This is a genomic window from Flavobacterium collinsii (assembly GCF_902804485.1).
Classification (GTDB): domain Bacteria; phylum Bacteroidota; class Bacteroidia; order Flavobacteriales; family Flavobacteriaceae; genus Flavobacterium; species Flavobacterium collinsii.
The window spans coordinates 20,577-35,284 of the sequence record NZ_CADCST010000102.1 but is presented as its reverse complement, the minus strand read 5'-3'; the positions used below and the strand labels follow the sequence as shown (position 1 = coordinate 35,284).

Annotated in this window: 16 protein-coding genes; 12 read left to right on the top strand and 4 right to left on the bottom strand. The window is 34.3% G+C overall.

Going from position 1 to position 14,708, the window contains the following annotated elements:
• The first annotated feature begins 232 nt into the window (after positions 1-232).
• From FLA105534_RS16385 to FLA105534_RS16360, 6 genes are all read left to right on the top strand, one after another.
• Positions 233-736, top strand: coding sequence for a GbsR/MarR family transcriptional regulator (locus FLA105534_RS16385; RefSeq protein WP_173967196.1), 504 nt, complete (start codon positions 233-235; stop codon positions 734-736).
• Between the two features lie 67 nt (positions 737-803).
• Positions 804-1,142: a hypothetical protein gene (locus FLA105534_RS16380; RefSeq protein ID WP_173967195.1), complete on the top strand. Its 339-nt coding sequence runs from the start codon at positions 804-806 to the stop codon at positions 1,140-1,142.
• On the top strand, positions 1,139-1,876 hold the full coding sequence (locus FLA105534_RS16375) for a YqjF family protein (RefSeq protein ID WP_173967194.1): 738 nt from the start codon (positions 1,139-1,141) through the stop codon (positions 1,874-1,876). Before FLA105534_RS16380 ends, FLA105534_RS16375 begins: the two co-directional genes overlap by 4 nt.
• Before the next feature lie 29 nt (positions 1,877-1,905).
• Complete coding sequence (locus FLA105534_RS16370; protein ID WP_173967193.1) at positions 1,906-2,724, top strand: thiol-disulfide oxidoreductase DCC family protein; 819 nt, start codon at positions 1,906-1,908, stop codon at positions 2,722-2,724.
• Positions 2,725-2,828: 104 nt separating this feature from the next.
• Positions 2,829-3,737, top strand: a complete 909-nt coding sequence (locus FLA105534_RS16365) for a TIGR01777 family oxidoreductase (RefSeq protein WP_173967192.1) — start codon at positions 2,829-2,831, stop codon at positions 3,735-3,737.
• Between the two features lie 515 nt (positions 3,738-4,252).
• Positions 4,253-4,714, top strand: coding sequence for an SRPBCC family protein (locus tag FLA105534_RS16360; RefSeq protein WP_173967191.1), 462 nt, complete (start codon positions 4,253-4,255; stop codon positions 4,712-4,714).
• Here the strand turns inward: FLA105534_RS16360 and FLA105534_RS16355 are convergent.
• Both FLA105534_RS16355 and FLA105534_RS16350 read right to left on the bottom strand, forming a co-directional pair.
• The gene (locus FLA105534_RS16355; RefSeq protein ID WP_217427708.1) at positions 4,701-5,111 is read right to left on the bottom strand and encodes a hypothetical protein; all 411 of its coding nucleotides are present in this window, start codon (positions 5,109-5,111) and stop codon (positions 4,701-4,703) included. The genes FLA105534_RS16360 and FLA105534_RS16355 overlap by 14 nt on opposite strands.
• Positions 5,112-5,131: 20 nt before the next feature.
• A complete protein-coding gene (locus tag FLA105534_RS16350) occupies positions 5,132-5,944 on the bottom strand; it encodes a UbiA prenyltransferase family protein (protein WP_173967190.1) in 813 nt (270 codons plus the stop codon).
• A 135-nt stretch (positions 5,945-6,079) separates the two neighbouring features.
• Between FLA105534_RS16350 and gcvP the strand changes: the two genes are divergently transcribed.
• The 6 genes from gcvP (at position 6,080) to FLA105534_RS16320 (ending at position 13,578) form a co-directional block, all read left to right on the top strand.
• Positions 6,080-8,929 (top strand): aminomethyl-transferring glycine dehydrogenase, encoded by a 2,850-nt coding sequence (gene gcvP, locus FLA105534_RS16345; protein WP_173967189.1) that lies wholly within the window; start codon positions 6,080-6,082, stop codon positions 8,927-8,929.
• Between the two features lie 324 nt (positions 8,930-9,253).
• Positions 9,254-10,312 carry a 3-oxoacyl-ACP synthase III family protein gene (locus tag FLA105534_RS16340; RefSeq protein WP_173967188.1) on the top strand — a complete coding sequence of 353 codons (1,059 nt, stop codon included), beginning with the start codon at positions 9,254-9,256 and terminating at the stop codon, positions 10,310-10,312.
• Positions 10,313-10,521: 209 nt separating this feature from the next.
• The gene (locus FLA105534_RS16335) at positions 10,522-11,049 is read left to right on the top strand and encodes a methyltransferase (protein ID WP_173967187.1); all 528 of its coding nucleotides are present in this window, start codon (positions 10,522-10,524) and stop codon (positions 11,047-11,049) included.
• A gap of 92 nt (positions 11,050-11,141) precedes the next feature.
• Positions 11,142-11,990: a glycosyltransferase gene (locus FLA105534_RS16330; protein WP_173967186.1), complete on the top strand. Its 849-nt coding sequence runs from the start codon at positions 11,142-11,144 to the stop codon at positions 11,988-11,990.
• An 80-nt stretch (positions 11,991-12,070) separates the two neighbouring features.
• The gene (locus FLA105534_RS16325; protein WP_173967185.1) at positions 12,071-12,820 is read left to right on the top strand and encodes an MlaE family ABC transporter permease; all 750 of its coding nucleotides are present in this window, start codon (positions 12,071-12,073) and stop codon (positions 12,818-12,820) included.
• Positions 12,817-13,578 carry an ABC transporter ATP-binding protein gene (locus FLA105534_RS16320; RefSeq protein ID WP_173967184.1) on the top strand — a complete coding sequence of 254 codons (762 nt, stop codon included), beginning with the start codon at positions 12,817-12,819 and terminating at the stop codon, positions 13,576-13,578. The genes FLA105534_RS16325 and FLA105534_RS16320 overlap by 4 nt, the downstream gene beginning before the upstream one ends.
• A gap of 124 nt (positions 13,579-13,702) precedes the next feature.
• Here the strand turns inward: FLA105534_RS16320 and FLA105534_RS16315 are convergent, their stop codons facing one another.
• Positions 13,703-14,299 carry a SprT-like domain-containing protein gene (locus tag FLA105534_RS16315; protein ID WP_173967183.1) on the bottom strand — a complete coding sequence of 199 codons (597 nt, stop codon included), beginning with the start codon at positions 14,297-14,299 and terminating at the stop codon, positions 13,703-13,705.
• 29 nt (positions 14,300-14,328) lie between these two features.
• A complete protein-coding gene (locus tag FLA105534_RS16310) occupies positions 14,329-14,691 on the bottom strand; it encodes a four helix bundle protein (protein ID WP_173967182.1) in 363 nt (120 codons plus the stop codon).
• Positions 14,692-14,708 lie beyond the last annotated feature (17 nt).

Below are 14,708 nucleotides of genomic sequence, written 5' to 3'. Positions count from 1 at the left end.
AATAAACTCAATTCATCATCTGATAATGAACAACTTAGAAAATAATTTTTCATTAATTTTCTATATCAAATCTATTTTAGATATGAAGATGTGGGAGAAAAAATGTTATAAAATGAGAATTATCTGTCATAAAACACCTAAAAATAAGACATAAGATAATTCTTAAAAAACTTCATCAAACAAACTTTCATTTATTTTTGAAAGTTTAAAAACTTTTACTTACATTTGTTTCATGGAATTCAAAGAAGCAAAAAATAAGTTCGTACAAACCTGGGGAGCATTAGGTTCTCAATGGGGGATTAATAAAACCATGGCACAAATCCATGCTTTATTAATGGTTTCGAATGAGCCTGTTTCTATGGAAGATATAATGGACGAATTGCAAATTTCGAGAGGAAACGCGAGCATGAACCTTAGAGCTTTAATGGATTGGGGAATTGTTTATAAAGAATACAAAGCCGGAGAAAGAAGAGAATTTTTTACTGCTGAAAAAGATCTGGACGAATTAGCCGTTAAAATTTCAAGAGAAAGAAGCAAAAGGGAAATCAAACCCGCTCTTAAAATTTTAAAAGAAGTTTCGACAATCGATGCAAAAGATTCCGCAGAAGAAAAACACTTTGTAGATCAAACTACTAAATTGTATGATTTTGTTTTAAAAGCAGATAATATGTTAGACAAAATGACGGAATTCAATGAAAACTGGTTAGGGCGACTAGTCCTGAAAATTATGAAGTAACCTTCAAACTAAAAAAATTTAATCAAAACTTTCATTTTTTTCTGAAAGTTTAAAACAAACAATAATTATGAAAACTATAAAACAACTCAACACTTTTGCCGTAGGACTTCCGTTTTTAATTTTAATCACTTATCCTATTGCTAAAGAAGGCGCTTTCTTTTTTTCTTTGCTTTCCACTATTCTTACTGGTATTATTCAGGTTTTAATTGGAATAAAAATGATCCTTAAAGAACCTCACAACCGATATCTTCAAATCTATATAATTGGAGTTCTTTTATATTTTGCCGTATACTTTATCTCTTCGTATTTCCGCATCTATCAAATATTGAATAATTTTTTACTGGCTGTTCCTCCCTTACTGGCTATCTATCTTTCAGTACTAATCTATAAAAAAGAAAACCTATGAATTTCTTAAAAGCAGAATGGAAAAACTTAGCCCTTTTTAATTACGAAATTGATGCTGAAATTTTAGAAAAATATATTCCCGGCGGAACTGAAATAGATATCTGGAACAACAAATGTTATGTGAGTTTAGTTGGTTTCATGTTTAAAAACACAAAAGTTTTAGGATTAAAAGTTCCGTTTCATATCAATTTTGAAGAAGTTAATTTAAGGTTCTATGTAAAACGTTTTGAAAATGGAGAATGGAAACGCGGCGTTGTTTTCATAAAAGAAATTGTTCCTAAAAAAGTTATCACTTATATGGCCAATACTTTGTATCAGGAACATTATGAAACTCAAAAAATGAATCACAGCATTATTGATAACGAGAACAGTACTATTTTCATCTATCAATGGAAAAAGGAAGAAAAATGGAATACAATTCAGCTGGAGACTAAAAGAAATTTAACCGAGATTGATGTTGATTCTGAAGCAGAATTCATTACAGAGCATTATTTCGGATATACCAAAATTGATGAAGAAACGACTTTTGAGTATGAAGTGCAACATCCGAGATGGGAACAATTCGAAGTTTTAAATCACAATATTGATATCGATTTTCAAAAAACATACGGAAAGGATTTTCAGTTTCTTCAAAATGCAAAACCTGCTTCAGTTTTCTTAGCTAAAGGTTCAGAAATTACTGTTCAAAATAAAAGAAAACTGCAAATCATTCCCATTTTAGAAGAAATGTACTAATCAATTCCAAACCTTTAAAACCAGAAAACATGAAAACGCTAGAAAACCAAACCTTACTTTACGATGAAGATTGTCCGCTTTGCAACTTGTACACTACCGGCTTTGTAAAAAGCGGTATGTTAGATCAAAACGGAAGAAAATCATATTGTCAGTTATCGGAAGAGGAACAAAATTTTGTGGATCTCAAACGTGCACCAAATGAAATTGCGTTAATCGATAATACAACCAAAACAGTACTTTATGGTGTCGACAGTTTACTGAAAGTTATAGGATATTCATTTCCGTGGATTGAAAAAATGGGAAAGATAAAACCTGTTCATTTCATACTGAGAAAACTATATTCTTTTGTTTCTTACAACAGAAAAGTGATAATTCCCGGAGAAATAAAGGAAGAAAACAAATTACAATGCACCCCCGATTATAATTACAGCTATCGTTTTCTCTTTATAGCATTTGCCTCAACAATAACGACATTCGTATTGTTCCAATATTCCAATTTGATTTCAATTCTGCCCCAAACCACTATTTTGAGGGAGGCTGTTTTAACCTTAGGTCAAATTGTATTTCAAAGTATGTTTATGCTAAAAACAGATCAAAAGACTTTTCTCAATTATATTGGAAATTTAATGACCGTTTCTTTAATGGGCTCACTCATCCTATTACCCATTTTGATCGCAAATCAATTTGCAAATATTCCTGATCTTTTAGTTCTGGCTTGGTTTGGGATAACAGTTTTTATTATGTTTAAAGAACATTTTAGAAGAATCAAAATTTTAAAACTTCCAAAATATCTTTGCCTTACCTGGATATTGTATCGAATAATTGCTTTATTATTAATTTTGAACTAATTATGTTAGTCCCACAAATTTCATGAATTTTTGCGAAATGCTTTTTTACCTGATTACTTTCGCAAAAAATAATTCGTGTAATTCTTGGTTAAAAACACTCAAACATGAATAAACTTATAATCGCAGCCGGGACAGGATTTCTAGGTCAGGTTTTGGTCAATCATTTCAAAAACAAATTTGAAGAAATCGTAATTCTGACCCGTGGAAAATCTCAAATCATTGATGGTATCAAATATGTAAACTGGAATGCCAAAACTTTTTCGGGTTGGGAAAATGAACTGGAACATGCAACGGCATTAATTAACCTTGCAGGAAAATCTGTTGATTGTCGTTACACCCAAAAGAATAAAAAAGAAATTTTACTGTCCAGAATCGAAAGTACCAAAATTTTAAACGAAGCTGTTTTAAAATGCAAAAACCCTCCAAAACACTGGTTGAACTCCTCTACTGCTACCATTTACCGATTTTCTCGCGATAAACAAATGGATGAAACAGAAGGAGAAATAGGAAATGATTTTTCTATAAATGTTGCTCTTTCCTGGGAGAAAGCCTTTTTTAAAACCAAAACTCCCAAGACATTAAAAACCTCCTTGAGGACTTCAATCGTTCTGGGCAAAAAAGGCGGTGCTTTTATTCCGTTAAAAACTTTGGCTAAAATTGGCTTTGGAGGAAAACAAGGAAAAGGAAATCAATTTATAAGTTGGATTCACGAAGATGATTTTGCAAATGCAATCGAATTTATCCTTGAAAAAGAAATAACCGGTGTTATAAATATTGTATCGCCAAGTCCCATACCCAATATTGATTTTATGAAGAAGCTACAAAAAGCAGTTGGTTTTCCTTTTGGAATTCCACTCAATACCTTCTTTCTGGAAATCGGATCTTTTTTCATTCGAACTGAAACTGAATTGGTTTTAAAGAGCAGAAATGTAATTCCGAAACGACTTTTAGAAAAAGATTTTAAGTTTAAGTTTGAAAATATTGATTCGGCTTTCCAAAATCTCTTATCCTAAAAGAACCAAAGTGGCGTACTGAAACCAAAAAAGCTACGAAAATCACTCTGTGCTAAATCTGGTATAGTCCCTACGGGACATTCTCAGGGGTGGAATAACTTTTTTACCAAGATATTACTCCTAACGGAGCCAACTTATGCGCTAAGTTAGGTATAGTCCCTACGGGACAGTTTTTCGGAGCGGAGTAACTTTTTTACCAATCTGTAATCTCTCCGAGATTAATTCGCCCATCTATTTAATTTTAATTAATCGTTACGCTTCAATCCGTGAAACTGCTTCCTTAGGAGTAATATAATGATAATGTATCCTTTCTAGACAAAATGTCCCGTAGGGACTTTACTAAGTCAATTAATCTCGGAGAGATTACATATCAGTAACCCTCATATCCCAAACCTAAAAAAATGTCCCGTAGGGACTTTACCAAGTCAATTAATCTCGGAGAGATTACATATCGGTAACGCTCATATCTCTAACCTAAAAAATGTCCCGTAGGGACTAAACAATTAACACCGCAAATGACAGCCCTAAACCTTACAACCCGAATAAAAGCACCACAAAAAATAGTTTTCGATGCTGCCCGAAACATTGACGTTCATCAACAGTCTGCCAGCAAAACAAGTGAGGTCGCAATTGCAGGGATAACTTCCGGTTTAATAAATCTTGGTGAAACCGTAACCTGGCGAGGAAAACACTTCGGCTTTTACCTTACCCATAAAAGCAGAATAACGACAATGCATTTTTACGATTACTTTACAGATGAAATGGAGGAAGGAAAATTCAAATCATTTAAGCATGAACATTTTTTTGAAGAAAAAGAAGGATTTACTATCATGAAAGACAAACTGCATTACGAAACTCCTTTTGGACTGTTCGGAAAACTATTTGACTACTTCTTTTTGAAAAAACACCTTACTAATTTCCTTTTAGAAAGAAATAAAATTCTAAAGCAAAATTCTGAAATTATTAATCATTATTAGTTCCTTTCATTGCCATTGTATAATACAAAAAAATAGTAAGTGTATTAATAAATAAATGTTCAAGAAAAACATAAATACTCATAGGCGGCATAAACCAACTAAAAACACAAGTGCCTAAATAAGCACTAATAAAAAGCATTACCCGCTGATAAAAAATTACAATACTCTTATTGATATGAAATAATATTAATAAAAGTAAAGCCAGCGAATTATTTACTGCAATTGCAAATACCAAAGAAAAAGCGCAGACAAAAATTGTAACTCCAAAATAGGAGTCAATCATAACCGGCCAAATAAAACAGATAAAGAAATTCCACCCAAAAAACAATGCTAAAAACTGTAGAAACGTAAATCGAAATCTTAAGAAGTATATTATTTCTTGTTCTCCTTCTTTCATAAATATTTTAATTATATAATTTATAAAAATACAGTCATCAGCCACCAAAATATCGGTACGCTTTCCACCCAAAATGAAGTATAATATTTGGACCGATTTGGATTTGCAAACACAATAAACAACATGAGTATGAGAACCATGATCAAATTGATAAAAGCATCATGATAATTAAAAGTAGAAACAAAAACTTCTAAGCTCCAAAAAGGAATTAGCAACAAGAGTCCCAAAATTTTGGTTCGCTTTACTCCTATTGTTTGCGGAACCGTTTGCAAATGTGGATCGTCATTGGCCAGATCAATAATTTCAAAAACCAAAACCAGAACAAAAACCAAAATGAAACGCTGAATGCATTTTATAAAAAAGTCACTGGTAAACGGAATTCCTGCATTTATTAACGGTAAAACCAGCGTCGCTCCCACCCAGCAAACTGCGACAATATAAATTTTTACGCCTGCCCAATTTCGTGCATTCCTTCTATTCGGGAAAAACGGAAGGGTATAAAGTGCCGTTATCAGAAAAATTACAATCGAAATAATTTGAGTAATTCGTTTCAACTGAAAAAAATAATACCCCACTAATATCAGTGAAATAAAACTCAAAACTGCAATAATTTTCAATTGGTTACCAATTGTTTTCTTCTGAACACGAACCAAAACATCGTATTTAACAAAATTATACCCCACAATTGTTCCAAAAAAACCAAACAAAGCCATTGACTCATCGTACTGAATATGAAACACATGAAAAGTAATACGAATGAGTGCGTAACATGATAAAGCCACATGAATACTGCCATTCAGGTAAAAATCTAATATGTACTTTAACACTTTCATTATTCAAATCTAATCAATTATTAACAAACCATATCTTTAATTGAAAATTTCATAAAAAATGAAGTTAAAAATGTGCAATAAATTATTATTAATACTTAATTTTGCGCGACTAAAAAACAACACTTTTACTACTATATGAAAACAGATGCTTTTGCTTTAAGACACATTGGTCCAAGAGAAACAGATCTTCAACACATGTTACAGACTATTGGAGTTGAATCGATCGAACAACTTGTTTATGAAACCCTTCCGGATGACATTCGTCTAAAAGCACCCTTAAACTTAGACCCTGCGATGACGGAGTACGAATTCGCAAACCATATTCAGCAATTAGGAAAGAAAAATAAAGTATTCAAATCATATATTGGTTTGGGTTATCATCCAACTATCGTTCCGGCTCCAATTCAAAGAAATATTTTTGAGAATCCAGGATGGTACACTGCTTATACTCCTTATCAGGCTGAAATTGCTCAAGGTCGTCTTGAAGCTATTTTAAATTTCCAGACTACAGTTATTGAATTAACAGGGATGGAAATCGCAAATGCTTCTTTATTAGATGAAGGAACTGCTGCTGCAGAAGCAATGGCGTTACTATTTGACGTTCGTACACGTGACCAAAAGAAAAACAATACAAACAAATTCTTCGTTTCTGAAGAAATTTTACCACAGACTTTATCCATACTACAAACGCGTTCGACTCCTATCGGAATTGAATTAGTAGTTGGAAACCACGAAACATTTGATTTCTCAAATGAATTTTTCGGAGCTATTTTACAATACCCAGGAAAATATGGTCAGGTAAACGATTATAGTGCTTTTGTTGCGAAAGCAAAAGAAAATGAAATCAAAGTTGCCTTTGCTGCCGATATTTTATCGTTAGCCGCTTTAACTTCTCCTGGAGAAATGGGCGCAGCTGTAGTAGTTGGAACTTCACAACGTTTTGGTGTACCAATGGGCTATGGTGGTCCTCACGCCGCTTTCTTCGCAACTAAAGAAGAATACAAACGATCTATGCCGGGTCGTATCATCGGAGTATCTATCGATGTAAACGGAAACCGTGCTTTACGTATGGCATTAGGAACTCGTGAGCAGCACATTAAACGTGAAAAAGCAACTTCAAATATTTGTACCGCTCAGGTTTTATTGGCTGTTATGGCTGGAATGTACGCGGTTTATCACGGTCCAAAAGGATTACAATACATTGCAAACAAAGTTCACTCATCTGCAGTTACTGCTGCTGAAGCTTTAAATAAGTTAGGCGTTTACCAAACCAACACTGCTTACTTTGATACTATTTTAGTAAAAGCTGACGCTCAAAAAGTAAAAGCTGTTGCGGAGAAAAACGAAGTAAACTTCTTCTATCCTGATGCCGAATCCATTTCGATTTCATTTAACGAAACGACTTCAATTGCGGACATCAACCAAATTATTTCCATTTTTGCTGAAGCTTTAGGAAAAGAAACTTTTACCGTTTCTGAATTATCTGCGGCAAGTCAGTTACCGGCTTCATTAGAAAGAACGTCTCCTTTCTTAACACATGATGTATTCAACAATCATCATTCAGAAAGTCAGTTGATGCGTTACATCAAAAAGTTAGAGCGTAAAGATTTATCCTTAAATCACTCTATGATTTCATTAGGTTCTTGTACAATGAAATTAAACGCAGCTTCAGAAATGTTACCGTTGTCAATGCCAAACTGGAACAGCATTCACCCTTTTGCACCAGTAGAACAAGCTGAAGGTTATATCACAATGCTTAAAAAATTAGAGCAGCAATTAAATGTAATTACCGGATTTGCCGGAACAACATTGCAGCCTAATTCAGGAGCTCAGGGAGAGTATGCAGGTTTAATGGCTATCCGTGCTTACCATTTATCAAGAGGCGATAGTCACCGTAATGTATGTTTAATTCCTTCATCAGCTCACGGAACCAATCCTGCTTCTGCAGCTATGGCCGGAATGAAAATCATCGTTACTAAAACGACTCCGGAAGGAAATATTGATGTAGAAGATTTAAGAGAAAAAGCGATTGAACACAAAGATGATTTATCTTGTTTAATGGTAACCTATCCTTCTACTCACGGAGTTTTCGAATCTTCAATCATTGAAATCACGAAATTAATCCACGATAATGGCGGATTAGTATATATGGATGGTGCTAATATGAATGCTCAGGTTGGATTAACTAACCCTGCTACAATTGGTGCTGACGTTTGTCACTTAAACTTACACAAAACATTCGCTATTCCTCACGGTGGTGGTGGACCTGGAGTTGGACCAATTTGTGTGAACGAAAAACTAGTTCCATTTTTACCAACAAACCCAATCTTAAAAGTAGGCGGTGAACAAGCTATTACAGCTATTTCATCTGCACCTTACGGATCAGCTTTAGTATGCTTAATCTCTTACGGTTACATCACAATGATGGGAGCTGAAGGATTAAAAAGTGCTACAGAGCACGCTATCCTAAACGCGAACTACATGAAAACTCGTTTCGAAGGACACTACCCAATTCTTTATACAGGAGAATGCGGAAGAGCTGCTCACGAAATGATCTTAGATTGCCGTTCGTTTAAAGAAAACGGAATTGAAGTTGGTGACATCGCAAAGCGTTTAATGGATTATGGTTTCCACGCTCCTACAGTTTCTTTCCCGGTTGCCGGAACTCTAATGATTGAACCTACAGAATCTGAAGATTTAGCAGAGTTAGATCGTTTCTGTGACGCTCTAATTTCAATTAGAAAAGAAATCGAAGCTGCAACAGCAGATGATAAAAATAATGTATTAAAAAATGCACCTCATACATTAGCAATGTTAACTAATGATACTTGGGATTTCCCTTATTCGAGAGAAAAAGCAGCTTACCCATTAGAGTATATTGCTGACAATAAATTCTGGCCATCAGTTCGTCGTGTAGACGATGCATACGGTGACCGAAACTTAGTATGTAGCTGTGCTCCTATTGAAGCTTACATGGAAAACTAAGAAATAAATTTTTCTTTACATACATACTCAAACCCGACAGGTTTCAAAACCGTCGGGTTTTCTATTTCAAACACTTTTTCGTACTTATGTTTCATTTGTAACAAATCAAAAAAATTTCTGTTTTAATTAACAAAAGCAAGCCAATATACCCTCAATCGCAAACGTTTGAAATCTCGATAAAATCTAAAATTCATTAGAAAATAAACAATATATGTCGCAAAAAATTACTATTCCACAATTATATGCGTGCATAGTATTTTTTATGATAGTTATCATGATTTTATTTATACTTTAGCAATAAATTTACCGGACAATAAAGGAATAATGAAAATAAAAATAATAGGTATAGGAAGTTACATTCCTAATAAAGAAGTAAGCAATACTGACTTTGGCGATCATGTTTTTTTAAATGAAGACGGAACTCCTTTTGGTTACCCTAACGAAGTTGTAATAAAAAAATTTAAAGGCATTACCGGAATCGAAAATCGCCGCTACGCCGAAGACCATCATACCTCATCTGATCTTGCTTTTTTTGCTGCCGAAAGAGCGCTTGAAAATGCGAAGATCGATCGCGAAACTTTAGATTACATTATTTTTGCGCATAACTTTGGCGATGTAAAATCAGGAACACATCAAACTGATATTTTACCGAGTTTAGCAACACGTGTAAAAAACAAATTAAATATTAAAAACCCGAAATGTGTCGCTTACGATATTCTTTTTGGGTGCCCAGGGTGGATTGAAGGTGTTCTGCAAGCGAATGCTTTTATAAAATCTGGTATGGCAAAAAGAGTTTTAGTAATTGGTGCCGAAACCCTTTCAAGAGTGGTTGACGATCACGATCGCGATTCGATGATTTACTCTGATGGAGCAGGTGCTTCAATTTTAGAAGCTTCTGATGATGAAGCCGGGTTGTTATCTTACGAGAGTGCTACTTTTGCCAATGAGGAAGCTAACTACCTATACTTTGGAAAATCATACAACCCTGATTTAGATCCGGACATTAAATACATCAAAATGTACGGACGTAAGATATACGAATTCGCCTTAAGTCAAGTTCCATGTGCTATGAAAAGCTGCTTAGATAAAAGTGGAATCGCTATCGATGAAGTCAAAAAAATTCTGATTCATCAGGCCAACGAAAAAATGGACGAGGCAATTATTGCCCGATTCTATAAACTATACGACAAAACACCTCCTGAAAATGTTATGCCAATGTGCATTCATGACTTAGGAAACTCCAGCGTTGCTACAGTGCCTACCCTATACGACTTATTGATTCAGGGTAAACTGGAAAATCATGAAATAAACAAAGGAGATGTTGTCATTTTTGCCTCTGTCGGAGCAGGAATGAATATCAATGCATTTGTTTACAGGTATTAGTCGCAGTTCACAGTCGCAGTTCACAGTCAACTGAATACTGAGACTGAATACTGAGACTGAGACTGAGACTGAGACTGAGACTGAGACTGAGACTAAGACTGAGACTGAACACTAAAAAAGTCCGCATTATAAGATGCGGACTTTTTTAGTATATTTGTGCCCTAATTATAAATCAAGAACGAGAGATTGTTTCGTTCCTCGCAGCGACTATGTACGAAAAAACGTTTCCGAATAAAAGATTCAAACTTACTTTAGAGTTTTTACAAAAACACGTTAAAACATCAGAAACCATTTTTGATTTTGGCGTATCAAATCCATTCTCTAAAATAATGGAAGAAAATGGCTACACTGTAAAAAATACAAAAGGCGAAGATTTAGACAACGATCAAACGGCTTTGCAAACGGAAGAATATACTGTTTTTACCGCATTTGAAATCTTCGAGCACTTACTAAATCCTTACACAATTTTACAAAACGTAAAATGTGACAAGTTGTTAATATCAATTCCGTTGCGTTTATGGTTTTCATCGGCGTATCGTTCTAAGACCGATATGTGGGACAGACATTATCATGAATTTGAAGACTGGCAACTGGACTGGCTTTTAGAAAAAACAGGCTGGAAAATAACCGACCGCCAAAAATTTACACATCCCGTAAAAAAGTTTGGATTCAGACCTTTACTAAGATATTTCACGCCAAGATATTATATTGTTGTCGCGGAAAAAATAAAAGCCTAAAGTCAAATTCCAATAAAAAAAATCCAAATTCCAATTAAGCACGTTTTGATTGGAATTTGGAATTTAAAGAATTGGAATTTAAATTAAAAATTATGAAGTATTACATCGTCATTCCGGCTCACAACGAACAAGATTTAATTGGCTTGACATTACAGTCTTTGATTTCACAAACTGTTTTACCTTCAAAAATTGTAGTGGTAAATGACAACTCAACGGATAGGACAGAAGAAATTGTATTGGGTTTTGCAAAAGACCATCCTTTTATTTCTATTGTAAATAAAACGTCAGATGCGATTCATATGCCCGGAAGCAAAGTTATTCAGGCTTTTCAAAAAGGTTTTGAAACTTTGGATTCAGAATATGATATTATTGTAAAAATAGATGGTGATCTCATTTTTCCTACCAATTACTTCGAAACGATTATTACCCATTTTCAATCTGATTCAAAAATTGGAATGGCGGGTGGTTTCTGTTACATTGAAAAAAATGGCGACTGGATTCTCGAAAATCTTACCGACAAAGATCATATTCGCGGAGCATTAAAAGCGTATCGCAAAGCTGCTTTCGAGCAAATTGGAGGTTTAAAACCTGCTATGGGCTGGGATACTGTAGACGAATTACTTTGTAAATATTACGGATGGAAGATTGTTACTGACTCTTCTTTGCACGTAAAACATCTTAAACCAACAGGTGCAAATTATAACAAAACAGCCCGATACAAGCAAGGTGAAGCTTTTTTTACTTTAGGATACGGCTTCTGGATTACGGCAATCGCATCGGCCAAATTGGCCATGATGAAGAAAAAACCGCTCCTTTTTTTTGATTATATCCAAGGATTCTGGAAAGCAAAAAGAGCCAAAACGCCACTACTGGTTACCCCTGAACAAGCTAAATTTATTAGGAATTATCGCTTTCAAAAAATGAAAGAAAAGTTAATTTGATCCGGAAAACAACCGAAAAGACTTAACTCATACCCCAAAACTCATAACTTCTTTTTACCTTAGCCAATATTTGTAAAACTATGATGCTAATTCGTTACTTATCCCAAATCGGGAGATATTTTTTAATGCTGAAAGAGATTTTCAATAAACAGACCAAATGGCCTGTTATGCGACAATTAATTTTCAAAGAAATTGATGATTTAATTATAGACTCTTTAGGTATTGTTTGTTTTATCTCTTTCTTTGTTGGAGGTGTTGTTGCGATTCAAACCGCTTTAAACTTAACTAATCCGTTAATCCCAAAATATTTAATTGGTTTTGCTACACGTCAGTCCGTGATTTTAGAGTTCGCTCCTACTTTTATTTCGGTAATTATGGCCGGAAAAATGGGTTCCTTTATCACCTCAAGTATCGGTACTATGCGTGTTACAGAACAAATCGATGCGTTGGAAGTTATGGGTGTAAACTCTCTTAACTACCTGGTTTTTCCTAAAATTATTGCTTTACTATTGTATCCTTTTGTAATCGGAATCAGTATGTTTTTAGGAATTTTTGGAGGATGGCTTGCTGGTGTTTACGGAGGCTTTACCACAAGTAATGACTTCATTATTGGTGCTCAAATGGAATTCATTCCTTTTCACATCACTTATGCTTTTATTAAAACTTTAATATTTGCCATGCTGTTGGCTACCATACCTTCTTTTCACGGTTATTATATGAAAGGTGGTGCCCTTGAGGTAGGTAAAGCCAGTACAGTATCGTTTGTTTGGACTTCGGTTTCAATCATTCTTTTTAATTATATACTAACACAATTGTTACTAGGATCATGATAGAAGTAAAAAATTTAGAAAAATCATTTGGCGACAGCAAAGTTCTGAAAGGTGTTTCGACAGTTTTTGAAACTGGAAAAACTAACCTGATTATTGGACAGAGTGGATCCGGAAAAACAGTTTTATTAAAAAGTCTGTTAGGAATTCATACTCCCGATAATGGAACTATTGAATTTGATGGCCGCGTTTATTCAGAACTGGATCCCGATGAAAAAAGAGAGTTAAGAACTGAAATAGGCATGGTTTTTCAAGGAAGTGCTTTGTTTGATTCAATGACCGTTGAAGAAAATGTGGCATTCCCCTTAAAAATGTTTACCAACGACAATAAGGCAAAAATCAAAGAACGTGTTGATTTTGTTCTGGAAAGAGTAAACTTAGTTGATGCACATAAAAAATTACCTTCTGAAATTTCGGGAGGAATGCAAAAACGTGTTGCAATTGCACGCGCGATTGTGAACAATCCAAAGTACTTATTTTGTGATGAACCAAACTCAGGTTTAGATCCAAATACTTCTACTTTGATCGACAATCTAATCAAAGAAATCACAGAAGAATATAATATTACAACGGTGATCAACACCCACGATATGAACTCAGTAATGGAAATTGGTGAGAATATCGTATTCCTGAAAAAAGGTATTAAGGCCTGGCAAGGAACTAAAGAAGAAATTTTTAGAACCGATAACGAAGCGATTGTAAAATTCGTTTACTCTTCAAATCTGTTTAAAAAAGTAAGAGAGGCTTATTTGAAAGAATAAGGCTTAAAAATTCCAAAAAAAAGAAATTCCAAATTCCAATACTGATGCAGTTGGAATTTGGAATTTTTTTATTGAGTTTTCCAGAGAAATTGGAGTTTGGAATTTGAAATTTGGAATTTCCTTCTTAATGCATTAGCTCCACTTCAGCATTTGGATTAAATAAATATGTTTTTCCCGAGCTAATTTCAATACATTCAAAACGCTTGGTTCTGACGGCCAATTTCTTGAATACTTTACCGTTTTTAATCCTGAATACACTTCCGTAGGGAATTTCAAAAATATAGCTCTTATCGTTGGCGGCATCGTATTGTTTTAAGGCCAAAGATAAAGTGGTATCGGTATCACTGCTAGCCGAAGGATTCTTAAAATGCCTTGCCAACAAAGGCAATAATGAACCCGGGAAAATTTCGGGACGAATAAAAGGAACCATCATCCTTTGAAAAGTAAACTTCCATTCATTCCCATGCGGTTTTATATTTCTTCCAAACTTCTCAAAGGCAACCAAATGCGAAATCTCATGAATGAGCGTAATCAAAAAGCGATATTTATTCAAACTCGCATTTACCGTAATTTCATGCTTACCGCTTGGCCCTCTTCTGTAATCACCATGACGCGTCTGACGCTCATTGACAATTTTCAGATGAACCTGATTGGCAACAATCAAATCAAAAACAGGCTTTACGGCATGCTCCGGTATGTATTTAGCTAAAGTTTCGCTCAAAATAATTATGAATTATAAAGTATGAGTTATTAATTCCCATTCAAGTTCTTTTTTGATGTAATTAGGATGCTTTTGATAATTTTCAGCACTTCTGTACATGGATTATGCATGGATTCAAACTCTGTAATAGAAACATAATCAGTTGCCCGTAAAAGCTCTAACCAATACAGGGACTCGTCGCACTCTTTTTGAGAAATTGATAATTTATGTATGAAGTCAGCTTTACTTTGTGCATTAATAGCTTCACGAACATTTGCTCCTACTGAAGTAACAGAACGTAAAAATTGTTTACTCATTATAAATTCTTTCTTTTCAGAAATTAAATATTTATAAAAATTAACTCCTTTAACAGCTAATTCAAAACTTTTAATTTTAATAATACTTTCACTCATAACTCAAAATTCATAAT